We start from the raw sequence: 25675 nt of genomic DNA on the forward strand, positions 1-25675 counted from the left end.
TTGGTGGCTTTCTCCCGACCTGAGCTGACGAACGCCACATTGGGGGTTCCAGAGCTGACGAACGACACATTGGGATTTTTTTCGGGTTTGACTCTCCAGTGACTGGAGTTTTTAACGTCTTCGGGTATGGCTCCGAAGATCAAGAAACTCAGTCACCAGGTGACCCTTGAGCTGCCCGCCGGCAACGCGCCGGTGGTCGACCTCGGCAAGATGCTCGGGCAGACCGGGGTCAACCTGGTCGAGGTCAAGAAGCAGTACGACGCGGCGACGTCGGCGCAGCGTGGCGATGTCGTGCCGGTCGTTGTTTCGGTGTTCGAGGACCGGTCGTTCGAGCTGCGGCTGAAGACGCCGCCGACGGCTTTCCTCATCCGGAAAGCGTTGGGCGGCAAGGGGTCCGCGCAGCCGGGGCGGGTGAGCGCGGGCAGCATCAGCCGTGCGCAGCTGCGGGAGATCGCCGAGCGCAAGCTGCCGGACCTCAACACGAACGATCTCGAAGCCGCCATGCGGACGGTCGCGGGCACCGCTCGCTCCATGGGGGTTTCCGTGGATGCGTAAACACGCTGTCGTGCCGCCGTTCCGGGCACTGGAGCCGGAACTCGGCGTCACGGAAAGGCTGCTGCGGCAAGGGAATCCGGCGTTGACTGCCGTCGCGGGGCTACTGCCTGACGAGCAGGCGGCCGCGCGGCGGCTCAACGGCATCCTCGCCGAAGCCGGTGCGCGGCCGCGGCTCGTCGACACCGGCAGCGCGTGGCGGATCGTTTATGTCGGAACGAAACGCGAGGGCGAACTCGTCGAAGCGGCGGCGGGAATGGCGGAACTCGTCGCCGTCGGCGGGTGGCGTCGCGTCAAGCGTTGCGAAGCGTGTGATCAGGTTTTCTGTGACCGAACGAGTGGCTGCACGCGGCGCTGGTGCGTTGACCATCGCCGCTAAGATGACTAACGCAGCAGCGACTGGCGCGAAACTAAGGTGGAGCACCACCGGGAAGCGATCACAAGGCCGGCACCGCGCGCCTGGGTGTCGACCCCCCAGGCAGGAGCATGCCTATGACGCACCAGCCCGCTCTCAACGCGCTCGCCGCCACCGACCCGGCCATCGCCGGGCTCGTCGAACAGGAAGCCCAGCGCCAGCACGACAAGATCCGCCTCATCGCTTCGGAGAACTACGTCTCGCAGGCGGTGCTCGAAGCGACCGGCACGGTACTGACGAACAAGTACTCCGAGGGCTATGCAGGCAAGCGCTACTACGAGGGCCAGCAGCTCATCGACCAGGTCGAGAAGCTCGCCATCGAGCGGGCGAAGGCCGTCTTCGGCGCCGAGCACGCCAATGTCCAGCCGTACTCCGGCTCTCCGGCGAACCTCGCCGTATATCTCGCTTTCGCTCAGCCGGGTGACACCGTGCTCGGCATGGCGCTGCCCGACGGCGGTCACCTCACGCATGGCTGGAGCGTGTCCGCGACCGGCAAGTGGTTCACCCCGGTGCGCTACGGCGTGCGCAAGGAGACCGGCAGGGTCGACCTCGACCAGGTGCGTGACCTCGCGCTGGAGCACCGGCCGAAGCTGATCTTCGCCGGTGGCACCGCGATCCCGCGCACCATCGACTTCCCGGCGTTCGCGGAGATCGCCCGCGAGGTCGGCGCGGTGCTCGTCGCCGACATCGCGCACATCGCGGGCCTGGTCGCCGGCGGCGCGCACCCGTCGCCGGTCGGCCACGCCCAGGTGATCACCACTACCACGCACAAAACGCTGCGCGGCCCGCGCGGCGCGATGATCCTGTCCGACGCCGACCACGCGAAGGCCGTAGACAAGGCCGTCTTCCCCGGCCTGCAGGGCGGCCCGCACAACCACACGACCGCCGCGATCGCGGTCGCGCTCGGCGAGGCGCAGAAGCCGGAGTTCTCGACGTACGCGCACACGATCGTCGCCAACGCCCAGGCGCTGGCCGAAGCGCTGGTCGAGCGCGGCTACGACCTGGTGTCCGGCGGCACGGACAACCACCTGCTGCTGATCGACCTGACCAACAAGTCGGTCGCGGGCAAGCCGGCCGCGCAGGCGCTGGACCGCGCGGGCATCGAGCTGAACTACAACACGGTCCCGTTCGACCCGCGCAAGCCGTTCGACCCGTCCGGCATCCGGCTCGGCACCTCGGCGATCACCACCCGTGGCTTGAAGCCGGAACACCAGGTCCACGTCGCCGACTGGATCGAGCGCACGGTCACCGCGGCCGCCGCCGAGGAGACCGCCGCGCTCGACACCATCGCCGCGGAGATCCGGGAGTTCCTGGCCCCGTTCCCGATCCCTGGCTACGCCGGCTGAAAAAAATCCCAATGAGGCTTTCGTCAGCTCCGAGCTGACGAAAGCCACATTGGGGGTAAGTAACGAGGGTCACACGGGAATTTAGTTGCTCCATGCAAGCTCTTGGGGGAATACTTGCGTCCAGCAAGTAGTTGACTGATGCAAGCAACTACGAACCCAGACTTCAGAGGAGTTCCCATGAGTGACACCGCCACCGCGGAAGGGGGCAAGCTGACCCATCGTCAGATCCTGACCGTGCTGTCCGGGCTGATGCTCGGCATGTTCCTGGCCGCACTGGACCAGACGATCGTGTCGTCGGCGATGAAGACCATCGCTGACGAGCTGCACGGACTGAGCCTGCAGGCCTGGGCGACCACCGCCTACCTCATCACCGCGACGCTCTCCACCCCGCTCTACGGCAAGCTTTCCGATCTCTACGGCCGCAAGCCGATGTACTTGACGGCGATCAGCCTGTTCCTCGTCGGCTCACTGGCCAGCGGAATGGCCGGATCCATGTACGAACTGGCCGCGTTCCGCGCGTTCCAGGGGCTCGGCGCCGGTGGCCTGATGTCACTCGCGCTGGCGATCATCACCGACATCACCGCGCCGCGTGAGCGCAGCCGCTACCAGGGCTACTTCATGGCCGTCTTCGGCATCTCCAGCGTCGCAGGCCCGGTGGTCGGCGGCTTCTTCGCCGGAATCGACTCCTTCGCGGGCGTCACCGGCTGGCGTTGGGTGTTCCTGGTCAACGTCCCGATCGCACTGGCCGCGCTGGTCGTGGTCAGCAAGGTGCTGAACATCCCGCACACCCGAGTCGAGCAGAAGGTCGACTACTGGGGCGCGGTCGCGCTGACCGCGGGCCTGGTGCCGCTGCTGATCGTCGCGGAGCAGGGCCGCGAATGGGGCTGGGGCTCGGCCGGTTCGATCGCGATGTACATCGTCGGCGGGCTCGGGGTGCTGGCCTTCATCTGGCAGGAACGCCGGATGGGCGACGCCGCGCTGCTGCCGCTGCGGCTGTTCGGCCGCCCGGTGTTCCGGACCGCGACCATGGTCACCGTGATCCAGGGCGTCGGGATGTTCGGCGCGATGATGTCGCTGCCGCTCTACCTGCAGATCGTCAAGGGCGCGACGCCGACACAGGCAGGCTTGCAGATGCTGCCGCTGACCGTCGGGATCATGAGCGCCAGCATGCTGAGCGGGCAGGTCATTTCGCGGACCGGCCGGTACAAGGCCTTCGCGGTCGCCGGGCTGGGACTCATGTCGGCGGCGCTGTTCGCGCTCTCGGCGATCGGCGTCGACACCCCGATGGCCGTGGTCATGGCGATCGCCTTCGTGATCGGGCTCGGCCTCGGCTCGTCGATGCAGACGCTGCAGCTGGCCGCGACCAACGACGTCCCGGCGCGTGACATCGGCGTGGCCACCTCGTCGGCGACCTTCTTCCGGCAGATCGGCGGCACGGCGGGCACCGCGGTGTTCATGTCGATCCTGTTCGGCACGGTCGGCGACCGGATCGCCGCCGCGGTCCGCTCGGCGGCCGCGAGCCCGTCCTACGCCGCGGCGCTGGCCGCGAACCCCGGCGGGATGAAGTTCGACATCAACGACACCTCGTCGCTGGCGAAGCTCGACCCGGCGCTGGCCAGGCCGATCCTCGAAGGGTTCGCCAGCTCGATGAGCACGGTGTTCACCGTCGGCGGGATCGTGCTGGCCGCCGGGTTCGCGCTGGTCTGGCTGCTCAAGGAGAACCCGCTCGCCGAGAAGTCGGCGCTGGAACAGCGCGCCGACGAGACCCGCGAGCTGGCCTTCGCACACTGACGAAAAGCGTGAAGGACCCCTTCATCCAGCCAGGCTGGGTGAAGGGGTCCTTCACATGTGTTCTTAGTGCGCGGCCGGGCCGTCGACGGCTTCCTTGGCCAGACGGTCGGTCTCACGCTCGAACGACCGCGTGATCTCGGCCTCGGCCTCGACACGGCCGACCCAGCTGGAGCCTTCGACGCTCTTGCCGGGCTCCAGGTCCTTGTACACCTCGAAGAAGTGCTGGATCTCCAGCTTGTGGAACTCGTTGAGGTGGTGGATGTCCCGCAGGTGCTCCAGGCGCGGGTCGTTGTTCGGGACCGCGAGGACCTTGTCGTCAGGGCCCTTCTCGTCGGTCATCCGGAACATGCCGATCGCGCGGCAGCGGATCAGGCAACCGGGGAAGGTCGGCTCCTGCACCAGCACCAGCACGTCGAGCGGGTCGCCGTCCTGGCCGAGGGTGTCGTCGATGAACCCGTAGTCCGCCGGGTACTGGGTGGCCGTGAAGAGCGTCCGGTCGAGCTTGATCCGGCCCGTCTTGTGGTCAACCTCGTACTTGTTACGTTCCCCTTTGGGGATTTCGATCGTGACGTCGAACTCCACGACTTCCTCGCTGCTCTCACACTGTTCGCATTATTGACTTCACTAGTGTGGACTACGCCCCCTTCATAAGTCGCATCCGTGTCGGCTGCGGGGCGTGTGAGCTTGGCCCCTGTGAAGGAGTGGTTCGTGCCGGATTCCGAAGAGCCGTCGTGGCCGTCGTCCGACGAGGACACGGGCTCGGCCAAGCTGCCCGACCAGGAGTACGACGGCCAGTCCACCGCTCAGCTACGCGTCCCGCCGCCCGCCTCGAACGGCTCGGGCGGCGGCCCCACCGACAACTTCACGGTGCCGAAGATCACGCCGGAACAGGAGCCGAAGTCCTGGTTCGCGGCGAAGGTCCCGCCTCCGCCACAGGAGGAGCAGCCCTGGGCCCGCCAGGCGCCGCCACAGCCGGTCGGCCAGCAGGATCAGCCGCAACAGCCGCCGCGGCCCGAGCAGCAGCGCCCCGAGCAACCTCGCCCAGACCAGCAGCGCCCCGAGTCGCAGCAGCCACCGCGGCCGGAACAACAGTGGCCCGAGCAGCAGCCACCGCGGCCGGAACAGCAGCGGTCCGAGCAGCAGCAACGCCGTCCGGAGCCGCCGCAGCAGCAGCGCCCTGACCAGCAGCCGCCCCAGCGCATCGACATGCAACGGCTCGAGCCCCAGCGTCCCGAGCCGCCTCAGGTTCGCCAACCGCAACGTCCTGAGCAGCAGCAACAGCCACCGGAGCGCCGCGAACCCCCGCGCCAGCCGGAGCCGGTGCCGCCCGCACCGCACATGGCCGCGCCGATCCGCATCGAGCCGACCGGCGAGTCCCACCCGGCGGAAGCGACCACCGAGTCACCGGTGACCAAGGCCGAGGACGAGCCGAAGCCCAAGCGCAAGAAGCGCGGCCTGCTCATCGGCGTCTTCGTGCTGCTGCTGGTCGTCGCGCTGGGTGTCGCCTCGGCGCTGCCCCAGGTGTCCAACCGCTTCAAGCTGCCTTGGGCGCCGAACGCGCCGAAGGGCGACGAGCCGGTGCCGGTCGCCGTCACGCTCTCGCTGCACGGTCCCGACACCGACGGCGCCGCGCCGACCGCGGAGGGGGTGGCCAACGCCGTCAAGGCGGCGGCGGGCAGCAGCACGCTCGGCAAGCTGACCGGCAGCGTCGTCGACCCGGCCAACGGCGCGGTGCTGTGGGACAAGGGCTCGAGCGAGCCGCTGACCCCGGCGTCGACGACCAAGGTGCTGACCGCGGCGGCCGCGCTGCTCGCGGTCGACCACGGGTTCCAGCTCTCGACCAAGGTCGTGCAGGGCACTCAGCCCGGCACGGCGGTGGTGGTCGCGGGCGGCGACGTCACGCTCAACGCGTTCGCCGCCGGCAAGGACAACTTCTATCCGGGCTCCGCGCACCTCGACGACCTCGTCGCGCAGGTGAAGAAGGCGAACCCGGACATCAAGAAGATCCAGCTCGACCTCTCCGCGTTCGCCGGGAGCGCGACCGCGCCCGGCTGGGCCGCCGCTGACGCGCCGTCGACGTTCATGGCGCAGGTCGCGCCCGTGATGATCGACGGCGGCCGCACCGCCCCGCTCGACGACCACTCGATGCGCGTGTCGAACCCGTCGGGTGTGTTCGCCCAGAAGTTCGCGGAGAAGCTCGGCGCTTCGGCGGCGGGGACGGCCACCGCGCCCGAGGGCGCGAAGGTGCTCGGTGAGATCAAGTCGGCTCCGCTGACCGAGCTCACGAACGCGGCGCTGGTGCATTCGGACAACCTGCTCGCCGAGGTGCTCGCGCGGCAGGTCGCGATCGCCACCAAGGGCGAGGCCTCGTTCGCCGGTGGCGCCAAGGCGACCTTGGATGTGTTGAAGCAGAACGGTTTCGACCTCACCGGCGTCGAGCTTTCCGATGGCAGCGGACTGTCCACACTGAACAAGATCCCGGCCAAGGTGCTCAGCCAGGTGCTCGCGGTCGCCGCCGGTCCCGACGGCAAGGACCCGCGCACGGCCAAGCTGCGCCCGCTGCTCGCCGGGCTTCCGGTCGCGGGTGGCAGCGGCACGCTGGAGAAGCGCTACGACGATTCGAACTCCAGCGACGGCAAGGGCTGGATCCGCGCGAAGACCGGAACGCTGTCCGGCGTGAACACGCTCGCCGGAGTGGTGTTGGACACAGACGGCCGGGTGCTGGTGTTCACGCTCATGTCTTCGACGGCCGGTAATTCGGACACGGACTCGGTACGGGCGGCGCTCGATGTCGTCGCGGCGAAACTTCGAGGCTGCGGCTGCAAGTGAACAAGCTGTAGCGTCAGAAGAGTGAGCGAGGAAACACAGACGAGACCGCTGATCGACTGGTCGGTGGCCGCGTCCACGGGTGCGTTCCTGGTCCGCAGTGGACCGGCGGTGCCTCGCGAGGAAGCCGATCTGGCGGTCACCGAACTGCGTGAGCTGACCGTCGACGCCGAAGGCCATGTCCGCGAGCTGACCGGGCTCGGCGCCGGCTTGCCGCTGCTGCCGGGCGAGGTCGTCGACCGGCCCGGCTGGGTGCGCTCGGCCGCCGCCGGACTCGACGCGCTGACCAGCAAGTCCATGCCGCGCAGCCAAGGCGGGCCGCTCGCGCCGCTGCTCGCTGGCAGCGCGGGTGTGCAGACCGGTGTGGTGCTCTCGTTCCTCGCGTCGCGGGTGCTCGGCCAGTACGACCCGTTCGCCGGGCCGGAAGGCGACGGCAAGCTGTTGCTGGTCGCGCCGAACGTCGTCGCGGCGCAGCAGGCGATGAACGTGCCAGGCAAGGACTTCCGGATGTGGGTCTGCCTGCACGAGTGCACGCACCGCCTCCAGTTCACCGCGGTCGGCTGGCTGCGCGACTACTTCGCCGACGAGGTCGAGCGGCTGATCGGCGGGCTGGCGGGCACCGACATCGACGGTCTCGCGAACCTGGTCAGCTCGCTGCCCGATCGGCTCAAGGAAGTACGCAAGGACCGCTCGTTCGGCCTGGCGGAGCTGTTCCAGTCGCCGCAGCAGCGCGAGGTCTTCGACCGGCTCATCGCGCTGTCGACGCTGCTCGAAGGCCACGCCGACTACGTGATGGACGCCGTCGGCCCCGAAGTCGTGCCGACGGTCGAGACGATCCGCGAGCGGTTCACCGCGCGCCGCAAGGGCGGCGGCCTGTTCGACAAGCTGCTGCGCAGCCTGCTCGGCGTCGAGGCCAAGATCCGCCAGTACGCCGAGGGCGCCGCGTTCACCCGTCATGTCATCGACACCGTCGGGATGGACAACTTCAACGCCGTCTGGCGCTCGCCGAACACCTTGCCGACCAGGACCGAGATCGCCGAACCCGACAAGTGGATCCGGCGACTGCACGGATGAGCGAGTCGCTGGCACTCGTCCGGCGCCGGGTCAGGGAGTTCCTGGACGGCGTCGAAGGCGAGGTCTGCGTCGCGGTGTCCGGCGGCGCCGATTCGCTCGCGCTCGCCGAGGCCACGGCGTACGCGGCGAAGCGGTTCACCTTGCGCACGCGGGCGCTGGTCGTCGACCACGGCCTGCAGGACGGCTCGGACGCCGTCGCGAAGAAAGCCGCCGAAACGGCCGTGAATCTCGGCATCGACACCGCCGAGGTCCTCACGGTCGACGTCACCGGCCCCGGCGGTCCCGAAGCCGCGGCCCGCAAGACCAGGTACGCGGCGCTCAGAGCAGCGGGCGGTGACCTCGTGCTGCTCGGCCACACCCTTGATGACCAGGCCGAAACCGTCCTGCTCGGGCTCGGCCGCGGCAGTGGCCCGCGTTCGGTTTCCGGGATGCGACCGCTCGACCCGCCATGGGGCAGGCCGCTGCTGGCCGTGCCGCGCACGGCGACCGTCGAGGCGTGCGCCGCGCTCGGCGTCGAGCCGTGGACCGACCCGCACAACGCCGATCCGCGGTTCACCAGGGTCCGGCTGCGCACGGAGGTCATGCCGTTGCTGGAGGACGTGCTCGCCGGCGGCGTCGCGGCCGCGCTCGCCCGCACGGCGGCGCAGCTGCGCGAGGACACCGAGGCGTTGGACACACTCGCGGCGGACCTTTTCACCCGCGCCGCCGTCGACGGCGGCCTCGATGTCACGGTGCTCGCATCGGCGCCCCCCGCGCTGCGCCGACGGGTGATCCGCAGGTGGCTACTGGACTCCGGCGTGCCCGAATTGACCGATGCGCACCTACGCGGAGTAGACGCGCTGATCGGGCGCTGGCGCGGCCAGGGTGGCGTTTGGCTGCCAGGGCACTTGGAGGTCAGGCGGGCGCATGGCAGGCTCAAGCTCTCCGAGCCCGTGCCCACCACTTAAAGGGGATAACCGTGTACGAAGGCGACCTCGCCTCCGTGCTCATCACCGAGCAGCAGATCCGCGACAAGATCACCGAACTCGCCGAGCAGGTCGCAGCCGACCACTCGGATCGGTCCACCGACCTTCTACTGGTGGGCGTGCTCAAGGGAGCGGTCATGTTCATGACCGACTTCGCTCGCGCGCTGCCACTGCCCACCCAGCTCGAGTTCATGGCCGTGTCCTCGTACGGCTCGGCGACCTCGTCGTCCGGCGTCGTGCGGATCCTCAAGGACCTCGACCGCGACATCGCGGGCCGTGACGTGCTCATCGTCGAGGACATCGTCGACTCAGGGCTGACCCTCTCGTGGCTGCTCAAGAACCTCGCCAGCCGCAACCCGGCCTCGCTGGAGGTCGTCTCGCTGCTGCGCAAGCCGGACGCGGTCAAGGTGGATGTGCCGGTCAAGTACATCGGCTTCGACATCCCGAACGAGTTCGTCGTCGGCTACGGCCTCGACTACGCGGAGCGCTACCGCGATCTTCCCTACATCGGGACATTGGACCCGAAGGTCTACACGTCGTAACGTGTCGGTGACGGTGTGCCCCGGGTTCCGTGCCGGAATCCGGGGAACCGCAAGCTTCTCAATCGCGTCATAGCGTCACCTTGGTTGCGTTAACCTATGCGAAGACCTCAGCCACGTAGCCGACGTGGCGGGCCCGGGGGACAGGGAGAGAACAGATGGGCAACAGCGCAGCAGACGCGGCGGCGTTCAAGGACGCGGCTGTCGCGGGCCAGATCGGTGTCGACCCGGACGCCGCACAGGCCGTCCTGAAGAAGATCCGGGCAGGCAAGGACTCCGTCGAAGCCCTTCTCAATGGCGCCGGAGCTCTCGGCCAGCCGCCGCAGCTGGGTGCGAACCCGGTCGGCGCGGCCATCGCTGCGAAGTCGTCCAACCGTGCCGACGGTGGTGGCGAGTCGTACGCCGCCGCGCTCAAGAACCTGTACCACCAGTACGAATTGGCCGAGCAGGGCATTGTCACCGCGATGTCGAAGTACCACGAGATCGACGACGCCGCGGCCGCTCCCTTCCGCCAGGCCTGAGTTAGAGGGGTAACTCGAAATCATGGCACCGAACAACAGCAGTGACAGCGGCTCGAAGGTCGCGCTGGGGGACAACTCGCAGGCCGCGGCCGTCGTCGAGCAGGCACGTGGCCGCTCCGACGGGTTCGAGGTCGGCGGCGACCGGGCGATCACCGCGACGCCGAACTGGAACGCGCAGTCGAGCACCACGCTCTACCAGCAGGCGACCGCCAACAACAACCCGAAGTCGGCGTACGACCTCAGCCACGGCTGGCACTCGCACGGCACCGAGCTGAACACCGCGTCGAACGAGCTCTACAGCGCGATCAGCGAACTCGGCGCCGCCTGGGTCGGCAAGGGCGCGGGCGCCGCGCAGGGCGCGCTCGTCGGCATCGCGAACTCCGGTTCGCAGGCTTCCGAAGCCGCGAAGGTCATGGGTGAGCGGCTCCGCCAGCAGGCCGAAGCGGCCGAGCGGGTCCGGCAGATGCCCGCGCCGCAGGAGTTCGACCCGGCGGCCGAGCTGACCAAGGCGCTGGCGACCGGTGCGACCGAGCTGACCGTCGACCAGAAGGCCAAGTCCGACCAGGCGAACGCCGTCAAGGCGCAGCAGGTCGCGATGATGAACGCGTACACCCAGTCGCTGGCCGAGGTCGACAGCACGACCCCGAGCTTCGGCCCCGACTCGCTCGGCATGAAGCCGCTCGCGGGCACGCACACCAACACCGGCTTCAACTCGGTCGGCGGTATCAACGCGATGTCCGTCGGCAGCACCGGCAGCGCGGCCTTCGTGTCCGGCGGCCGTGGCGCGGGCTACAGCGGCGGTGTCCCCGGTTCCGCTGGCGCCGACGGCGCTGACTTCGCGGGCTCGGCCGGTGCGCCGGGTTCGATGGTTCCCGGCGGCCCCGGCGCCGGCGCGGTTTCCGGTGCGGGCAACGCGCCGGTCATGCCGCACGCGCCCGGTGGCTCCAACCTCGGGCTGGGCCTCGGCATCGGCGGAGCCGCCGGTGGCATCGGCGCGGTCGCCGCGGCACGCACGCTCGGCCAGGGCAACCGCTCCGGCAGCAAGGCCAAGGGCCCAGAGGAGACCGAGGCCGCCGCGCAGGACGGCCAGGGCCAGAGCGCCGCTTCGGCCAACCAGCCGCAGCAGGGTCTCGTCAACCAGGCGGGCACCATCGGCGGCCAGGGCGCGCCGCCGCCGGGAATGGGTGGCATGGGCGGCATGGGTGGCGCGCACGCCGCGCACGCCGAAGAGGAGCAGGAGCACACGCACGCCTCGTTCCTCATCGAGGCCGACCCGGACGCCACCTTCGGCGCCGACCAGGCCGCGACCTCGCCCGTGATCGGCGCCTGGTCGGACGAAGACGACCGGTAGTGACCTAAGGCTTGGGGGAGATCGGATGGCGGGCGGCGAGCTGCTCACCCTGCTCGAGCTGGACTTCCTGTGGGAAGCGTCCGGCCAGCAAGGTGAACTGCCTTATCCACTGCGTGGCCGGTCTCATGGCGTGACCATGGAGGAGCGGGCGCTGCTGCGCCGCCAGACCATGGGCATGCTCGTCCAGCGGGGTCTCTGTGACTCCGCTGGACGGCCCGAGCCGCATCTCGAGGACTACTTCGGGATCCTCACCGCGCCGGACGCGAGCCTGGACTCGATGCAGATCAACGCGCCGGACTCGGAGCCACTGCTCGCGGTGGCCGCCGTGCTCGGCGGGCGTGGCCTGTTCGCCGTCCAGGACCAGCGGGGGCTGCACCTGAACCCGATCGAGCCGGACGGCATGGCCAGTGCGGTCATCTCGCTGCTGCCGCCGCTCGCGCGTGGCACGGAAAAGTCCGTCACCGTGCCGCTGGAGGAGCTGATCAGCGGCTCCGGCATCGACTTCATGGCCCGCCGCGGCCATGGCAATGGCGACGGCAGGGCCACGGCCGACGACGACCGCAAGGCACTGGCCAGGCTGCACGCCCAGCCCCGGCTGCGCGGCGGCCAGATCGGCGCGAACGCGCGCGGCAGGACCGGCGGGCGTTCGCGCTCACCGGTGCTGAGCTGGTTCGACACCGAGACCGGCCGGTATTTCACCCAGGCGTCCCGCGGCCGTGACGGCCGGGACTGGATCACCATCGCGCCCGCCGACCCGGCCGCTCTGCGGCACCGTCTCGGCGAGATGCTGGCGGGCGCGGCGAACACCGAGAGCATGTTGTGAACACTCTGTTTGGAGAAGCCACCGTGGGTCCGCAGGAACTCTTCTCGCCGCTGGCGTTCGACTTCCTGTGGGAGGACTCGCACCTCGGCGAGATCCCGTATCCGCTGCAGGTGCGCTCGCACGGTGTCACCGAGGAAGAGCGCCGCATGCTGCGCCAGCGGACGCACGGCGAGCTGATGGCGCGCGGCCTGCGTGACTCGCACGGCCGCCTCGAGCCGCACATCGAAGAGTGGCTCTCGCTGCTGGCCCGTCCGGCCGTCTCGGTCGACGCGCTGCACATCCCCGAGTTCCAGCACCCGCCGGTCTCGGTGCTCGCCGGCACCGACGGCCGCTCCGCCGTGATGGCCGTCCAGGACGCCCGCGGCATCCGGCTCGGCCCGGTGCCCGCCGACGGCACCATCTCGGCCGTGCTCAGCGTGCTGCCCGCGAGCAAGCGCGGCACCGAGTCGTCGATCACGCTGCCGCTGGACGAGGCCGTGCGCACCGCGCCGGTCCGCGTGCCTGCCGGTTCCGCGGAACGCCGCGCCGCGCTCAGCGACCGCACCACCGACCAGCGGCGCGCGTACGCCGAGCTGTCCGGTCAGCCCAGGCTGCGCGGTGGCCAGCTCGCCGCGAACAGCCGCGACCACCTCGGCGGCAAGCAGCGCTCACGGGTGCTCGGCTGGTTCGACACGGCCACCGGGCGTTACCTCAGCCTCTCCCGAGCGGGTACGGACGGCCGCGAATGGGTGACCGTCTCACCTGCTGACCAGCAGACGCTGCGGATGCGGCTGACCGAGATGGTGGCCAGCGTCTCTGACAACCGCTGACGACCGACGGTAAGCCTCTCACCTGCGCAAACGCGGCTCGGGAACCTGGAAGCGGTATTGGCCGTTGACCAGCGAGAGGCTCACACAGGTGCTGATTTCCCGTGGACGGTACCCTGGTGAGCGGGTGTCTCTTACGCACCGCGTGTTGTCAAGATCGTGACGGCGGATATCACATCTACCGCCCAACCAGGGAGGGTCGAGGCCACCAGGGCCGAGTCGTATGGACCGGAAGCGCCTTCTCAGGAACCCACTGCTGTGGATTGCCGTTGCCTTGCTGCTCTACTTCGCGTTCAGCTCGCTGTTCGACAGCAACCGCGGTTACACGCAGGTGCCGACGTCTCAGGCGTTGGCCCAGCTGAACGCGGGCAGTGTGAACGTCAAGGAAGCCAGTATCGAAGACAAGGAGCAGCAGCTCAAGCTGACCCTTGTCAACAAGATCGACGTCGACGGCCAGCAGGTCGACAAGATCATCACCGCCTACCCGGCCGACGCGACGTCCATCGTGTTCACCAAGGTGAACGACGCGAAGGTCGGCGACAAGCCGATCAAGTTCAACACGACGGTGAGTCAGCAGTCGTTCTTCCAGACGATCTTGCTGTACATGATCCCGCTCGTGCTCGTGCTGCTGTTGCTCATGTGGATGATGAACAACGCGCAGGGCGGCGGGAACCGGGTACTCAACTTCGGGAAGTCCAAGGCCAAGCAGCTCAACAAGGACATGCCGAAGACCACCTTCGGTGATGTCGCGGGCGCCGACGAGGCGGTCGAAGAGCTCTTCGAGATCAAGGACTTCCTCCAGAACCCCGCGCGCTATCAGGCGCTCGGCGCGAAGATCCCCAAGGGCGTGCTCCTTTATGGACCGCCCGGCACGGGTAAGACGCTGCTCGCGCGTGCCGTCGCCGGTGAAGCCGGGGTGCCGTTCTACACGATCTCCGGTTCGGACTTCGTCGAGATGTTCGTCGGTGTCGGCGCCTCGCGAGTACGTGACCTGTTCGAGCAGGCCAAGCAGAACGCGCCCTGCATCATCTTCGTCGACGAGATCGACGCGGTCGGCCGCCAGCGCGGCGCCGGGCTCGGCGGTGGCCACGACGAGCGTGAGCAGACGCTGAACCAGCTGCTCGTCGAGATGGACGGCTTCGACGCGCGTGGCGGCATCATCCTGATCGCCGCGACCAACCGGCCGGACATCCTCGACCCGGCGCTGCTGCGCCCTGGCCGGTTCGACCGGCAGATCCCGGTGTCCGCGCCCGATATGCGCGGCCGCCGCGCCATCCTCGAGGTGCACGCCAAGGGCAAGCCGATCGCGCAGGGCACCGACCTGGGCAGCCTCGCCAAGCGGACGGTCGGCATGTCCGGCGCCGATCTGGCGAACGTGCTCAACGAGGCCGCGCTGCTCACCGCACGCCAGAACGGGCACGTGATCACCAACGAGGCGCTCGAGGAGTCGGTCGACCGCGTCGTCGGCGGTCCCGCGCGCAAGAGCCGGATCATCTCCGAGAAGGAGAAGAAGATCACGGCCTACCACGAGGGCGGGCACGCGCTCGCCGCGTGGGCGATGCCGGACATCGAACCGGTGTACAAGCTGACGATCCTGCCGCGCGGGCGCACGGGCGGCCACGCGCTGCTCGTCCCCGAGGACGACAAGGAGCTGATGACCCGCTCCGAGATGATCGGGCGGCTGGTCTTCGCGATGGGTGGCCGCACGGCGGAGGAGCTCGTCTTCCACGAGCCGACCACCGGCGCGTCGTCCGACATCGAGCAGGCGACGAAGATCGCCCGCGCGATGGTCACCGAGTACGGCATGAGCGCCAGGCTCGGCGCGGTCAAGTACGGCCAGGAGCAGGGCGACCCGTTCCTCGGGCGTTCGGCCGGTCGCCAGGCCGACTACTCGCATGAGGTCGCGCACGAGATCGACGAGGAGGTGCGCAAGCTCATCGAGACCGCGCACACCGAGGCGTGGCACGTGCTCAACACCTACCGCGACGTGCTCGACGAGCTGGTCATCGAGCTCCTGCAGAAGGAGACGCTGACCCGCAAGGACCTGGAGCGGATCTTCGCCACGGTCGAGAAGCGGCCGCACATCACCGTGTTCAACGAGTTCGGTGAGCGCACTCCGTCGGACAAGCCGCCGATCAAGACCCCCGGCGAGCTGGCGATCGAGCGCGGCGAGCCGTGGCCCCCGCCGTCCGAGGACAAGCCGGCTCAGCTGCCGGCGCCGACCCCGGTCGCGTCCGTGCCCGGCGCCGGTGACCTCCCCGGTGGCCCCGGCTACCAGCAGGCCCAGCCCGAGCAGCAGCCCGCGAACCCGTTCGCGCCGCCGCCGTCATCCGGTGGGTATCCCAACGGCCGCCCGAATGGTGGACCGAATGGCACCGCCCACTGGCCAGGCGCATATGGTGGTCAGCAGCCGGGCGGTCCGGCAGGTGGTCCGGCGGCCGGTGGCCCGCCGAACTATGGTGCTCCTCCAGGATGGACGCCGGCGACCTCGCCGGGCGGCCAATCCGGTTCCTGGCGGCCCCCCGCCGACGACCGCTCGCGCGAGCACGGCTGGTTTGACGGCCAGGCCGGTGGCCAGCAGCAGGGCGAGGAGCAGCGTCGGCGTGACAACACGGACGGGCAAGAACCACCCCAACGGTGAAGATGGCCTGCTCGGCTCGGACCGGGTCTTCGACCAGGACCGGGCCGAGAAGGCCGTTCGTGAGCTATTGCTCGCTTGTGGTGAAGACCCGGATCGGGATGGTCTCGTGGACACCCCGGCCCGGGTCGCTCGCGCTTACCGGGAGATGTTCGCGGGTCTCTACACCGACCCGGACCATGTCTTGGACAAGACCTTCGACGAGTCGCATGAGGAACTCATCCTCGTCACGGACATCCCGATGTTCAGCCAGTGTGAACACCATCTCGTGCCGTTTCACGGCGTCGCTCACGTCGGCTACATCCCGAACGTCGATGGCCGGGTCACCGGACTGTCCAAATTGGCCAGGCTGGTCGATCTGTATTCGAAGCGGCCACAGGTGCAGGAGCGGCTGACGTCGCAGGTCGCGGACGCGTTGATGCGCAAGCTGGAGCCGCGCGGCGTGATCGTGGTCATCGAGGCCGAGCATCTGTGCATGGCCATGCGCGGGATCCGCAAGCCCGGCGCGCGCACCACCACCTCCGCGGTGCGCGGGCTGCTCAAGACGTCGGCGTCTTCGCGGGCGGAGGCTTTGGACCTCATCAAGGGGCGCCGGTGATCGCGGGGCTGCCGTCGCCAGGTCGCTGTGTGGTGATGGGCGTGCTGAACGTGACGCCCGATTCCTTTTCGGACGGTGGCAGGTATCTCGGACTCGACGACGCGTTGACCCATGCCCGCGAGATGTGGGCGCGGGGCGCCGACATGATCGACGTCGGTGGCGAGTCGACGCGGCCCGGTGCGTCCAGAGTGGACTCCGGCACCGAGATCTCGCGTGTGCTGCCGGTCATCAAAACCCTTGCCGCTGAAGGCATTCCGCTGTCCGTCGACACCACGCGCGCACGGGTGGCCGAGGCGGCGCTGGAGGCGGGCGCGGTCGTGATCAACGACGTGTCCGGCGGGCTGGCCGATCCCGAGATGGCGAAGGTGGCCGCGGAGTCCGGGGTGCCGTGGATCCTGATGCACTGGCGTGGGCACAGTAAGGACATGAACGCGCTCGCCACCTACGGCGATGTCGTCGCCGAAGTGCGTGCCGAGCTGACCGAGCGAGTCGAGGCCGCCGTCGCCGCCGGAGTGTCCACTTCGGCATTGGTGCTCGACCCCGGTCTCGGGTTCGCGAAGAACGCCGAGCACGACTGGGCGTTGCTGCGTGGGCTGGATTCGTTGCTGGGCTTGGGTTTTCCGGTCCTGGTGGGTGCCTCACGCAAGCGGTTCATCGGCCGGTTGCTGTCCGATGAGGACGGCACGCCGCGTCCGCCGGACGGGCGCGAGGACGCCACGGCCGCGATTTCCGCGCTGGCCGCGATGGCGGGTGCGTGGGGTGTCCGGGTACATGAGGTCGGTGCGTCGCTGGACGCGGTGAAGGTGGCAGAGGCATGGCGGACCGGATAAAGCTGACCGGGCTCAGGGTTTTCGGGCGGCATGGCGTCTTCGAGCACGAGAAGCGCGATGGCCAGGAGTTCATTGTGGACATCACCGCATGGCTCGACCTGGCGCCCGCGGCCGCTTCGGACGATCTGACCAAGACACTCCACTACGGAGAGCTGGCCGAGCTGGCCGCCGGGATCGTCGCGGGCGAGCCGTACGACCTGATCGAAAGCGTCGCGGGCAAGATCGCCGACGAGGTGTTCGCCAAGGACGCCAGGCTCACCGAGGTCGAGGTCACCGTGCACAAGCCGTCCGCCCCGATCCCGCTGACGTTCGACGACGTCGCGGTGACCGTCCACCGGGTCCGATGAGCCGCGCTGTCCTTTCGCTCGGCTCGAACCTGGGCGACCGCTTTGGGTATTTGACGCTGGCCGTCGACGGGCTGCGGCCGTGGCTGGTCGCGGTGTCGAGCGTCTACGAGACGGCGCCGTGGGGTGTCGAAGAACAGCCCGACTTCTTGAACGCGATCTGCGTCGTCGACGACCCCGAGCGTGATCACTGGGCTTGGCTTCGCTTCGGCCAGTCTTTGGAGCAGGCCGCGGGCCGGGTGCGCGAGCAGCGCTGGGGTCCCCGCACGCTCGACGTCGATGTCGTGACGGTCGACGGCGTGCTGTCGGACGACCCCGAGCTGCTCCTTCCGCACCCAGGCACCCCGGACCGCGCGACCGTCCTGATCCCCTGGCTGGAGATCGACCCGGACGCCGAAGTCCCAGGCCGAGGGAGCGCGGCGGCCTTGCTCGCCGCGCTCCCCGCAGCCGACCGGGAGGGCGTACGCCTACGGCCGGACCTGGGGCTTAAGGGGTCGTGAGTGGTACGGCCGGTTCTAACCGGCCAAAACACTCACGACCCCCGAGGGCTAGACGGAGGCGCGGATGGCGGCCACCATCCAACGGGCTGCCGGCATCTGGGTGGGGATGGGCGGCCAGCCGTTGATGATCGCCAGCAGCTGCCAGTAGCGCTCGGCCCGCTCGTCGCCGCCCGCCTCGATGGTGTCGGCCAGGTCGAGGCGGAAGCGGGAGTTCGACGGGTCGCGGTCAGGGCCCGCCGAGGCCGCGCAGATCTCGTCGGCCAGCGCGCGGCCCTCCGCCGAGTCGGGCTGGCGGCCCGCGTCGATCGAGGACTGGGCGCGGGTGCTCCAGGCGAACCAGTTCTCCTGTTGCGTGTCGCTCTGCTGCACCGCGGCATCGCCCTTGAAGGTGCCTTCCTTGACCGAGGCCGAGTGCCGCTCGCTCATCTCGCGGATCAGCGTGCGGAACGCCGGGTCCTGCACCAGCTCCGCGAACTCGATCCAGGCCTCCAGCTGCTCGGGTGACGGGTCGTCCGGCAGCTCCGGTTTGGCCGAGCGCATCCGGGTATAGAACTCCGAGTCGACCTCGAGACCGGCGATCATCTCGTCCCAGAACTCGTCGAGCAAACGTTTGCGTTCGTCGTCGGACATCGATGCCAGCTTGTTCATCAGTTTCACTTCCTCCAGTTCGGATCCCCGCTTGGCGACCGCTCGCAGTACCGCTCGTCGCAACCGGAGCCGCCGGATCTGCGCGTCGAGCGCGTCGACGTGCTGGCTCGCGATCTCCGGGACGCTCGCTTCGCGTGTCAAAGCGAGCTCGACGTCGGCGAGGCCGAGTCCGAGTTCGCGAAGCGTCTTGACGAGTTCGAGGCGGGCCATAGCCTTAATGTCGTAAAGGCGATAGCCCGAATGCGTGCGATCGGTGGGTGGAAGCAGCCCCTCATCGGAGTAAAAACGAATCGTCTTGACGGGCAATCCCGTCCGCTTCGCCAGTTCTCCGATGGTGAAGACCGCCCCCGTGTTTCCCATGCGAACCATGCTCAACCCTCCAGCCACTGGAGAGTCAAGCCTCGCAGGTAACGTGAGAACATGCACTTCACCCGCCCACGCGAGCTGCTGGTCGCCGGGTTCGCCGGGCTGGCGGCCGGGTACCTGTTGCTGCAGGTCGCGTACGGTTCATTGCCGCGGCTGCCCCTTTTCGTCGGCGCCACATTGGCCGTTCTCGCGCTCTTGGAAGTCTTTCTCGCCTTTTCCGTTCGTGGCAGGATCCGGGACGGCCGCGTGCTGCAGGCCATCGCGGTGGCCAGATCGGTCGCGCTGGCGAAGGCTTCTTCGCTGGCCGGATCGGCCATGCTGGGCTTCTGGCTCGCCGCGGTGATCTACCTGCTGCCCAAGCGTGGCCTGCTCATCGCCGCCGCTTCGGACCTGCGGAGCGCGGTTGTCGGTGCGGCGAGCGCCGCCGCGCTGATCGGGGCTGGTTTGTGGCTCGAGCATTGCTGCCGGACGCCGGAGCCGCGTGATCGTGATCGCGCAGGCCCGTCGACCGGTTAACGGAAAGAAAGCACCGCTCGAAGTACCGACTAGGTCTCGTTCGGATTACTAGAAGGTACGGTGTTCGTTATGACCGGCGTGGGTGACGACTCGCGCGGCCGCCGTTGGGGCAGGCCGTCGCTTGTCGTCGGCTTGACCCTCGCGGTCGGCGCGACACTGGCTCTCGTGCTCAGTGACGATCTCCGCTGGCTCCGGCTCGGTATCGTCGCGGCGCTGTGGGCGGCTCTCATCGGCGCGTTCCTCGCGGTCAAGTACCGCAAGCACGCCGCGAACAGCGAAGACGCGGTCGCCGAGGCGCAGGCCGTCTACGAGCTGGAGCTCGAGCGTGAGGTCGCCGCCCGCCGCGAGTTCGAGCTGGAGATCGAAGCAGAGACCAGGCAGCGTGCCGACGAGGACTCCCGCGAGGAGCTCGACGCGCTGCGCAACGAGGTGCTCGCGCTGCGCGACAGCCTGCAGTCGCTCTTCGGCGGCGAGGTGCTGTACGAGCGCGTCGCGCTGACCGCGCAGGCCACCCGCATGCGGTCGCTAAACGACGACAAGCGGCTGGTGAACGGCGAGCCCAAGAAGCAGCCTGCCCAGCTCATGGCGCCGAAAAAGATCGTCGAGGTCGCCGAGCGCCCGACCGAGCTCATCGAGCGCGTGCTGGACAAGGCCGTCGAGCAGCGCCGCCCCGCCCCGGCGGCGAGACCGAAGCCGGAGACCCCGACCACCTCGCGCACGGCCGCGAAGCCGACCGAGCCGGTCCGCCGCGATCCCGCGCATCCCCAGAGTTCTCCGTCGGCCAAGGCCACCCAGGCCATCAAGGTCGCGCAGGCCACGCCGCGCAACACGCCGGTCGAGCAGCCGAAGACCGAGCGCCAGATGCCGCCCGTCAAGCCGCCGAAGCCGACACTCAAGCCCGCACCGAGGCCGAGCGAGTCGAGCCCCGCCTTCAAGCCGGTCGACCCGCCGCGCGCCCCGTACAAGCCGGCCGAGCCGAGCCGCCCGGCGATGAAGCCCGTCGCTCCCGCGCCGGAGCCGACCCGTCCGGCGCTCGACCGCGTCGAGCGGGGCAGGCCTGCCGCCAGCGTGCCCCCGCCCAAGCCCAAGCCCGCGCCCGTCGCGCCGAAGGTGCCCGAGCGGCCCGCGGCGGCGAGCAACCAGGAAGCCACCGGCGAGTGGAAGCCCGCCTGGGAAACCGGCCGCCGCGAGCGCACCGCCACCAACCTGAGCGCGGCCTTCGTCAAGCGTGAGAAGCCGGTCGTCGCGGAACCGCCGCGTCAGCCGGAGCCCGCGAAGGTCGAGATCAACCCGACGCTGCCCGAAGCCGTCCGTGAGCTGCAGCAGAGCCGCCCCGGCGGCCGTCGCCGCCGCGCGGAAGAGGAAGAAGAGGCCGCCGCGGTCACGCCGGAGCCCGTGTCGAACGGCCGCCGCCACCGCCCCGACGGCGAACCGCCGTCCTGGCAGAAGCCCGCCGAGCCGGTGAACGGCTCGCGGCATGGCGCGACCAACGGCAGCCACTCGCGCCCCGAGGGCCGCAACGGCTCCCACAGCAATGGCAGCAACGGCTCCAACGGGACGAACGGCTCCAACGGCAACGGTCACCGCGCCGCCGCCGCACACGGCAAGGAGATCCCCGAGGCGGGTTCGCACGCCGCCGGCCGTTCGGTGAGTGAGCTGCTCGCCGCGCACGGCGCCAACGACTCGGCCCCGCGCCGCCGTCGCCGCGCCGAGGACTGACCCGTTTGGCGAGTGCCTGACGGGCCGCGCCGAAGAGCCTGCGTACTCTACGCGTCGTGTCAGGTACAGCCACGTCACGCAAGCCGCGCCGGGTGACGGTCATGCTGCCCGTTCTCGGGGTGCTCGTGCTCGCCTTGTGCGGGCTGCTGGTGTTCGGCCTCGTGACCGCGCGGGTGGGAGTGCTCGCGGTGGTCATCGGCGTGCTCGCGGCGCTGGTGCCCGTCGGGCTGGTGACGGCCGCGTTCCTGTGGGTCGACCGCTGGGAGCCCGAGCCCGCGAAGCTGCTGCTGCTCGCGTTCTTCTGGGGTGCCTGCATCGCGACGATCACCGCGTTGCTGATCAACAGCACCGCCGAGGCGGTCGGTGATCTCTGGCTCGGTGACGGCAACGGCAACAAGTTCAGCGCCGTCGTGTCCGCGCCGCTGGTCGAGGAGGCCGCCAAGGGCGCGTTCGTGCTGCTGGTGTTCTGGCGGCGGCGCAGCGAGTTCGACGGGGTGGTCGACGGGATCGTCTACGCCGGGTTCAGCGCGGCAGGGTTCGCGTTCGTCGAGAACATCTACTACTTCGGGCGTGCGTTCGCGGAGTCCGGCTTCGGTGACGGGACGAGCGCGGGTGTGCTGGCCGCCTTCGTTTTGCGCGGGGTGCTTTCGCCGTTCACGCATCCGCTGTTCGCCACGCTGACCGGCATCGGCATCGGGCTGGCCGCGAGCGCGTCGAACAGGCAGGTGCGGATTCTGGCGCCGCTCGGCGGCTATCTCTGCGCGGTGCTGCTGCACGCGCTGTGGAACGGGGCCGCCGTGCTCGGTGGGTCGAAGGCGTTCCTCAACGTGTATTTCCTGATCATGGTGCCGATGTTCCTCGGCGTCGCGTGGCTGGTGGTGCTGCAGCGGCGGCGTGAGCAGCGGATCGTCGCGGCCGCGCTGCCTGACATGGTCGCCGCGCGCTGGATCGCCCGTTCCGAGGTCGATCTGCTCGCGAGCCTGTCCGGACGGCGTGAATGGCGCAAGCAGGCCAAGCGGCAGTCGGGCCGTCGCGCGGCGAAGGAAGTCGGCCGTTATCAGACGAGCGTCACAGAACTGGCGTTTCTCCGCCGTACTCCGGTCGATTCCGAAGAAGCGATGGCGCGACAAGACGAACTGTTGACCGTTCTTCGCTCATCGCGCGCTGAAGCCGTCCGGCTGGCGGAACAATCGACTGGTGGGTGACCCCCGCAACGGGTGAAGCTCATCACCAATCTCCGGTTGATCCGGCTTGAGAGAGCTACTCTCTCGCCGTCGTCCGGTACCCGCGACGGAGCGGGACTGGAACGAGTGAGGGAGACTTTTTCGCATGATGATGCGGCCTGCCCGCTTGGCGGTCGGCGTGGTGTCCGCCGGACGCGTCGGCAGTGTTCTCGGTGCGGCTCTCTCGCGTGCCGGCCATCACGTCGTCGCCGCCTCCGGCCTTTCCGCCGCTTCCGTCAAGCGAGCCGATCAATTGCTGCCCGGCGTCCCGCTGATTCCGCCCGATCAGGTCGTCGGCCAGGCGGACCTGGTGCTGCTGGCGCTGCCGGACGACGCGCTGCCCGGCATGATCCGCGGGCTCATCGCCACCGATTCGTTCAAACCGGGCCAGATCGTGGTCCATACCTCCGGCGCGCACGGTGTCGCCGTGCTGGACCCGGCTGCCGCGCTCGGCGCGTTGCCGCTCGCGCTGCACCCGGTGATGACGTTCACCGGCCGTTCCGAGGATCTGGAGCGGCTCGCGACCTGCAGTATCGGCATCACCGCCGCCGAAGGTGACGAGGCCGCCTGGAACGTCGGCGAAGCGCTGGCGATGGAAATGGGCACCGAGCCCGTCCGCATTCCCGAAGCCAGCCGGGCGCTGTATCACGCTGCGCTCGCCCATGGTGCGAACCACTTGATGACCTTGGTCGCCGATTGCGCGGATCTGCTGCGCGAAGGCGGGATCGCCGACGCCGAACGACTGGTCGCGCCCTTGCTTTCGGCGGCATTGGATAATGTGCTCCGGCACGGCGACCGTGCGCTGACCGGTCCCGTCGCCCGTGGTGACGCGGGCACGGTCCGTGCGCATCTCGAAGTGCTCGCCCAGCGAGCGCCCGACGTCGCGCCCAGTTATGCCGCGCTGGCCAAGCGAACGGCCGCGCGCGCGTCGCAGGCCGGGCTGCTGGGCGAGGCAACGGCGAAAGAGCTCACCGAACTACTCGACGAAGGCCCTGATTCGCCATGACCAGCCCCAAATTCAATCGCGGCACCCTGAACACCTACCAGCCGCCAGAGCACGTCACCCAGGTGACGAGCGCGCTGCACGGGGTCAGCCGGAAGGTCGCGCTCGTGCCGACGATGGGCGCGCTGCACGCGGGCCACCGCGAGCTGCTCCGCCGCGCGAAGCGGCTGCCGAACACCGTCGTCGCCGCGTCGATCTTCGTGAATCCCTTGCAGTTCGGGGAAGGCGAGGACTTCGAGGCCTACCCGCGCCCGCTCGAAGCCGACCTGGCCGTGCTGGCCGAGGACGGCGTGCAGATCGCGTTCACGCCCAAGGCTTCCGACATGTACGGCGAGGGCGCCGCGATCACCATGAACCCCGGCCCGCTCGGCGACGAGCTCGAGGGCGCGGTACGGCCGGGACATTTCGGCGGAATGCTCACCGTCGTCGCCAAGTTGTTCAACATCGTGCGGCCGGACTACGCCTTCTTCGGGGAGAAGGACTACCAGCAGCTGGTGCTGATCAAGAAAATGGTTCGTGACCTGAACTTCGGCGTCAAGGTGATCGGAGTGCCGACGGTCCGCGAACGTGACGGGCTCGCGTTGTCCTCACGAAACGTTTACCTGTCCGAGAAAGAGCGGGAGGACGCGGTCGTGCTTTCGGCGGCGCTGACCGCGGGAGCGTTCTTCGGACGCGATGGCGCCGACGCCGTTTTCGATGCGGCGCGGCGCACCTTGGCGACTCGACCTGACGTAGTCGTCGATTATCTCGAGCTGCGCGGTACCGATCTCGGGCCCGCGCCGTCTGATGGGGAAGCACGATTGCTGATCGCCGCACGCGTGGGCAAGACGCGGCTGATCGACAACGTCCCGGTGTTGCTCGGCGCCGCCGCCGAGCACCCGGAGGCAGGGGAATAGGGAGTCGAACATGTTGCGCACGATGCTGAAATCGAAGATCCACCGTGCCACGGTGACCCAGGCCGATCTGCACTACGTCGGCTCGGTGACCGTCGACGCCGACCTGATGGACGCCGCCGACCTGCTACCGGGCGAGCAGGTGTCCATTGTGGATGTCACGAACGGCGCGCGGCTGGAGACCTACGTCATCGCGGGCGAGCGGGGCAGCGGGGTGCTCGGGATCAACGGCGCCGCCGCGCATCTGGTGCACCCCGGTGATCTGGTCATCCTGATCTCCTATGGGCAGATGGATTCGATCGAGGCGGCAGCGTACGAGCCGAAGATCGTGTTCGTCGACGCCGCCAACCGGGTGCAGGACCAGGGCATCGACCCCGGGCACGCGCCGGAGGGCTCCGGGCTGATGAGCGGGACCGTCACGCTGCCGGAGGCGTTCCCGGTCGCCGAGACCGTCGACGCGGCCAGGCTCGACGCATTGCTCGCCGAGGGCTGAGTTGCTACTCACCGTCGACGTCGGCAACACGAACATCGTGCTGGGCCTGTATTCGGGGCGCGGCGACGACGCGAAACTGGTCGGCGACTGGCGGATGCGCACCGACGCGCGGATGACGGCCGACGAGCTCGCGCTGACCATGCGCGGGCTGCTCGGCTCGCTCGCCGACTCCGTCACCGGGATCAGCGCGCTCTCCACGGTGCCGGCGGTGCTGCGTGAGCTGAGGGTGATGCTCACGCGCTACTACCCGCGGCTGCCGAAGATCGTGGTCGAGCCGGGTGTGCGCACCGGTGTCGCGCTGTTGGTCGACAATCCCAAGGAGGTGGGCGCCGACCGGCTGGTCAACACGCTGGCGGCCCACCACCTGCACGACACGGCCTGCGTGGTGGTCGATTTCGGAACCTCCACCAACGTCGACGCGATCTCCGCCAAGGGCGAGTTCCTCGGCGGCGCGTTCGCGCCCGGCATCGAGATCTCGGTCGACGCGCTCGCCGCGCGTGCCGCCGCGCTGCGCAAGGTCGAGCTGGCGCCGCCGCGGTCGGTGATCGGCAAGAACACCGTGGAATGCCTGCAGTCCGGCATTCTCTACGGCTTCGCGGGCCAGGTCGACGGGCTGGTGAAACGGATCGTGCGCGAGCTCTCGCCGTCCGACCCGGTCGCGGTGATCGCGACCGGCGGACTGGCGCCGCTGGTGGTCGCCGAGTCGGAGACGATCACCGAGCACGTCCCCGACCTCACGCTGCTCGGCCTGCGCTTGGTCTTCGAACGCAACTCCCGCTGAACGGGTCGTGAGTGGTATGGCCGGGTGTTTAGGGGCGGCACCCAAACCAGCACACTAGGCGCGCGGGGCGCCCCCCCCCGCGGGGGGCCGCCGGGGGGGTGGGGGGGGCGCCCC

General features: G+C 69.1%; 26 protein-coding genes. 24 read left to right on the top strand and 2 right to left on the bottom strand.

Annotation, left to right across the window (positions count from 1 at the left end; genetic code table 11):
- The first annotated feature begins 126 nt into the window (after positions 1 to 126).
- The 4 genes from ACFV15_RS40365 to ACFV15_RS40380 all read left to right on the top strand — a co-directional run bounded on the left by ACFV15_RS40365 (position 127) and on the right by ACFV15_RS40380 (position 4104).
- Positions 127 to 555 carry an uL11 family ribosomal protein gene (locus ACFV15_RS40365; protein WP_378357728.1) on the top strand — a complete coding sequence of 143 codons (429 nt, stop codon included), beginning with the start codon at positions 127 to 129 and terminating at the stop codon, positions 553 to 555.
- Complete coding sequence (locus tag ACFV15_RS40370) at positions 548 to 931, top strand: hypothetical protein (RefSeq protein WP_378357729.1); 384 nt, start codon at positions 548 to 550, stop codon at positions 929 to 931. The genes ACFV15_RS40365 and ACFV15_RS40370 overlap by 8 nt, the downstream gene beginning before the upstream one ends.
- A 113-nt stretch (positions 932 to 1044) precedes the next feature.
- Positions 1045 to 2313 (top strand): serine hydroxymethyltransferase, encoded by a 1269-nt coding sequence (gene glyA, locus ACFV15_RS40375; protein ID WP_378357731.1) that lies wholly within the window; start codon positions 1045 to 1047, stop codon positions 2311 to 2313.
- A 177-nt stretch (positions 2314 to 2490) separates the two neighbouring features.
- A complete protein-coding gene (locus ACFV15_RS40380; RefSeq protein WP_378357732.1) occupies positions 2491 to 4104 on the top strand; it encodes an MDR family MFS transporter in 1614 nt (537 codons plus the stop codon).
- Positions 4105 to 4167: 63 nt separating this feature from the next.
- Here the strand turns inward: ACFV15_RS40380 and ACFV15_RS40385 are convergent, their stop codons facing one another.
- A complete protein-coding gene (locus tag ACFV15_RS40385) occupies positions 4168 to 4686 on the bottom strand; it encodes an inorganic diphosphatase (protein ID WP_378357734.1) in 519 nt (172 codons plus the stop codon).
- A gap of 126 nt (positions 4687 to 4812) precedes the next feature.
- Here ACFV15_RS40385 and dacB point away from each other — a divergent pair, with 126 nt between their 5' ends.
- From dacB to folK, 13 genes are all read left to right on the top strand, one after another.
- Positions 4813 to 6933, top strand: a complete 2121-nt coding sequence (gene dacB, locus ACFV15_RS40390; protein ID WP_378357736.1) for a D-alanyl-D-alanine carboxypeptidase/D-alanyl-D-alanine-endopeptidase — start codon at positions 4813 to 4815, stop codon at positions 6931 to 6933.
- 21 nt (positions 6934 to 6954) lie between these two features.
- Positions 6955 to 8004, top strand: a complete 1050-nt coding sequence (locus ACFV15_RS40395; protein WP_378357738.1) for a zinc-dependent metalloprotease — start codon at positions 6955 to 6957, stop codon at positions 8002 to 8004.
- The gene (gene tilS / locus ACFV15_RS40400; RefSeq protein WP_378357740.1) at positions 8001 to 8951 is read left to right on the top strand and encodes a tRNA lysidine(34) synthetase TilS; all 951 of its coding nucleotides are present in this window, start codon (positions 8001 to 8003) and stop codon (positions 8949 to 8951) included. The genes ACFV15_RS40395 and tilS overlap by 4 nt, the downstream gene beginning before the upstream one ends.
- Positions 8952 to 8962: 11 nt before the next feature.
- Entirely contained in the window at positions 8963 to 9511 is a 549-nt protein-coding gene (gene hpt, locus ACFV15_RS40405; protein WP_378357742.1) for a hypoxanthine phosphoribosyltransferase, read from the top strand.
- A 155-nt stretch (positions 9512 to 9666) separates the two neighbouring features.
- Complete coding sequence (locus tag ACFV15_RS40410; protein WP_378357744.1) at positions 9667 to 10029, top strand: hypothetical protein; 363 nt, start codon at positions 9667 to 9669, stop codon at positions 10027 to 10029.
- A gap of 22 nt (positions 10030 to 10051) precedes the next feature.
- The gene (locus tag ACFV15_RS40415) at positions 10052 to 11380 is read left to right on the top strand and encodes a hypothetical protein (RefSeq protein WP_378357745.1); all 1329 of its coding nucleotides are present in this window, start codon (positions 10052 to 10054) and stop codon (positions 11378 to 11380) included.
- A 25-nt stretch (positions 11381 to 11405) separates the two neighbouring features.
- Positions 11406 to 12203 carry an ESX secretion-associated protein EspG gene (locus ACFV15_RS40420; RefSeq protein WP_378357747.1) on the top strand — a complete coding sequence of 266 codons (798 nt, stop codon included), beginning with the start codon at positions 11406 to 11408 and terminating at the stop codon, positions 12201 to 12203.
- A gap of 23 nt (positions 12204 to 12226) precedes the next feature.
- A complete protein-coding gene (locus ACFV15_RS40425) occupies positions 12227 to 13012 on the top strand; it encodes an ESX secretion-associated protein EspG (protein WP_378357749.1) in 786 nt (261 codons plus the stop codon).
- Between the two features lie 220 nt (positions 13013 to 13232).
- A complete protein-coding gene (gene ftsH, locus ACFV15_RS40430) occupies positions 13233 to 15650 on the top strand; it encodes an ATP-dependent zinc metalloprotease FtsH (RefSeq protein ID WP_378357751.1) in 2418 nt (805 codons plus the stop codon).
- 7 nt (positions 15651 to 15657) lie between these two features.
- Positions 15658 to 16245 (top strand): GTP cyclohydrolase I FolE, encoded by a 588-nt coding sequence (gene folE, locus ACFV15_RS40435; RefSeq protein ID WP_378357766.1) that lies wholly within the window; start codon positions 15658 to 15660, stop codon positions 16243 to 16245.
- Between the two features lie 35 nt (positions 16246 to 16280).
- The gene (gene folP / locus ACFV15_RS40440) at positions 16281 to 17075 is read left to right on the top strand and encodes a dihydropteroate synthase (RefSeq protein ID WP_378357767.1); all 795 of its coding nucleotides are present in this window, start codon (positions 16281 to 16283) and stop codon (positions 17073 to 17075) included.
- The gene (folB, locus tag ACFV15_RS40445; protein WP_378357752.1) at positions 17060 to 17422 is read left to right on the top strand and encodes a dihydroneopterin aldolase; all 363 of its coding nucleotides are present in this window, start codon (positions 17060 to 17062) and stop codon (positions 17420 to 17422) included. Before folP ends, folB begins: the two co-directional genes overlap by 16 nt.
- The gene (folK, locus tag ACFV15_RS40450; protein ID WP_378357754.1) at positions 17419 to 17919 is read left to right on the top strand and encodes a 2-amino-4-hydroxy-6-hydroxymethyldihydropteridine diphosphokinase; all 501 of its coding nucleotides are present in this window, start codon (positions 17419 to 17421) and stop codon (positions 17917 to 17919) included. Before folB ends, folK begins: the two co-directional genes overlap by 4 nt.
- Before the next feature lie 48 nt (positions 17920 to 17967).
- Here folK and ACFV15_RS40455 read toward each other — a convergent pair whose 3' ends face one another.
- A complete protein-coding gene (locus tag ACFV15_RS40455) occupies positions 17968 to 18927 on the bottom strand; it encodes a MerR family transcriptional regulator (protein WP_378357756.1) in 960 nt (319 codons plus the stop codon).
- Positions 18928 to 18987: 60 nt separating this feature from the next.
- Here ACFV15_RS40455 and ACFV15_RS40460 point away from each other — a divergent pair, with 60 nt between their 5' ends.
- The 7 genes from ACFV15_RS40460 to ACFV15_RS40490 all read left to right on the top strand — a co-directional run bounded on the left by ACFV15_RS40460 (position 18988) and on the right by ACFV15_RS40490 (position 25561).
- Entirely contained in the window at positions 18988 to 19449 is a 462-nt protein-coding gene (locus ACFV15_RS40460; RefSeq protein ID WP_378357758.1) for a DUF3180 domain-containing protein, read from the top strand.
- A 69-nt stretch (positions 19450 to 19518) separates the two neighbouring features.
- A complete protein-coding gene (locus ACFV15_RS40465) occupies positions 19519 to 21168 on the top strand; it encodes a DUF6779 domain-containing protein (protein WP_378357759.1) in 1650 nt (549 codons plus the stop codon).
- A gap of 101 nt (positions 21169 to 21269) precedes the next feature.
- Positions 21270 to 22373, top strand: coding sequence for a PrsW family intramembrane metalloprotease (locus ACFV15_RS40470; RefSeq protein ID WP_378357768.1), 1104 nt, complete (start codon positions 21270 to 21272; stop codon positions 22371 to 22373).
- 127 nt (positions 22374 to 22500) lie between these two features.
- The gene (locus tag ACFV15_RS40475; RefSeq protein ID WP_378357770.1) at positions 22501 to 23397 is read left to right on the top strand and encodes a Rossmann-like and DUF2520 domain-containing protein; all 897 of its coding nucleotides are present in this window, start codon (positions 22501 to 22503) and stop codon (positions 23395 to 23397) included.
- Complete coding sequence (panC, locus tag ACFV15_RS40480) at positions 23394 to 24290, top strand: pantoate--beta-alanine ligase (RefSeq protein WP_378357760.1); 897 nt, start codon at positions 23394 to 23396, stop codon at positions 24288 to 24290. Before ACFV15_RS40475 ends, panC begins: the two co-directional genes overlap by 4 nt.
- A 10-nt stretch (positions 24291 to 24300) precedes the next feature.
- The gene (panD, locus tag ACFV15_RS40485) at positions 24301 to 24780 is read left to right on the top strand and encodes an aspartate 1-decarboxylase (RefSeq protein ID WP_378357762.1); all 480 of its coding nucleotides are present in this window, start codon (positions 24301 to 24303) and stop codon (positions 24778 to 24780) included.
- 1 nt (position 24781) lies between these two features.
- The gene (locus ACFV15_RS40490) at positions 24782 to 25561 is read left to right on the top strand and encodes a type III pantothenate kinase (RefSeq protein ID WP_378357764.1); all 780 of its coding nucleotides are present in this window, start codon (positions 24782 to 24784) and stop codon (positions 25559 to 25561) included.
- The last annotated feature ends 114 nt before the right edge of the window (positions 25562 to 25675 follow it).

The organism is Amycolatopsis sp. NPDC059657, assembly GCF_042734395.1.
Lineage (GTDB): Bacteria > Actinomycetota > Actinomycetes > Mycobacteriales > Pseudonocardiaceae > Amycolatopsis.

Bases quoted from the DNA above. Each gene is read 5' to 3' on its own strand.
- ACFV15_RS40365 (WP_378357728.1), top strand. From the start codon at position 127: ATGGCTCCGAAGATCAAGAAACTCAGTCACCAGGTGACCCTTGAGCTG.
- ACFV15_RS40370 (WP_378357729.1), top strand. From the start codon at position 548: ATGCGTAAACACGCTGTCGTGCCGCCGTTCCGGGCACTGGAGCCGGAA.
- glyA (WP_378357731.1), top strand. From the start codon at position 1,045: ATGACGCACCAGCCCGCTCTCAACGCGCTCGCCGCCACCGACCCGGCC.
- ACFV15_RS40380 (WP_378357732.1), top strand. From the start codon at position 2,491: ATGAGTGACACCGCCACCGCGGAAGGGGGCAAGCTGACCCATCGTCAG.
- tilS (WP_378357740.1), top strand. From the start codon at position 8,001: ATGAGCGAGTCGCTGGCACTCGTCCGGCGCCGGGTCAGGGAGTTCCTG.
- ACFV15_RS40410 (WP_378357744.1), top strand. From the start codon at position 9,667: ATGGGCAACAGCGCAGCAGACGCGGCGGCGTTCAAGGACGCGGCTGTC.
- ACFV15_RS40415 (WP_378357745.1), top strand. From the start codon at position 10,052: ATGGCACCGAACAACAGCAGTGACAGCGGCTCGAAGGTCGCGCTGGGG.
- ACFV15_RS40420 (WP_378357747.1), top strand. From the start codon at position 11,406: ATGGCGGGCGGCGAGCTGCTCACCCTGCTCGAGCTGGACTTCCTGTGG.
- ftsH (WP_378357751.1), top strand. From the start codon at position 13,233: ATGGACCGGAAGCGCCTTCTCAGGAACCCACTGCTGTGGATTGCCGTT.
- folP (WP_378357767.1), top strand. From the start codon at position 16,281: ATGGGCGTGCTGAACGTGACGCCCGATTCCTTTTCGGACGGTGGCAGG.
- folB (WP_378357752.1), top strand. From the start codon at position 17,060: ATGGCGGACCGGATAAAGCTGACCGGGCTCAGGGTTTTCGGGCGGCAT.
- folK (WP_378357754.1), top strand. From the start codon at position 17,419: ATGAGCCGCGCTGTCCTTTCGCTCGGCTCGAACCTGGGCGACCGCTTT.
- ACFV15_RS40455 (WP_378357756.1), bottom strand. From the start codon at position 18,927: ATGGGAAACACGGGGGCGGTCTTCACCATCGGAGAACTGGCGAAGCGG.
- ACFV15_RS40460 (WP_378357758.1), top strand. From the start codon at position 18,988: ATGCACTTCACCCGCCCACGCGAGCTGCTGGTCGCCGGGTTCGCCGGG.
- ACFV15_RS40465 (WP_378357759.1), top strand. From the start codon at position 19,519: ATGACCGGCGTGGGTGACGACTCGCGCGGCCGCCGTTGGGGCAGGCCG.
- ACFV15_RS40470 (WP_378357768.1), top strand. From the start codon at position 21,270: ATGCTGCCCGTTCTCGGGGTGCTCGTGCTCGCCTTGTGCGGGCTGCTG.
- ACFV15_RS40475 (WP_378357770.1), top strand. From the start codon at position 22,501: ATGATGCGGCCTGCCCGCTTGGCGGTCGGCGTGGTGTCCGCCGGACGC.
- panC (WP_378357760.1), top strand. From the start codon at position 23,394: ATGACCAGCCCCAAATTCAATCGCGGCACCCTGAACACCTACCAGCCG.
- panD (WP_378357762.1), top strand. From the start codon at position 24,301: ATGTTGCGCACGATGCTGAAATCGAAGATCCACCGTGCCACGGTGACC.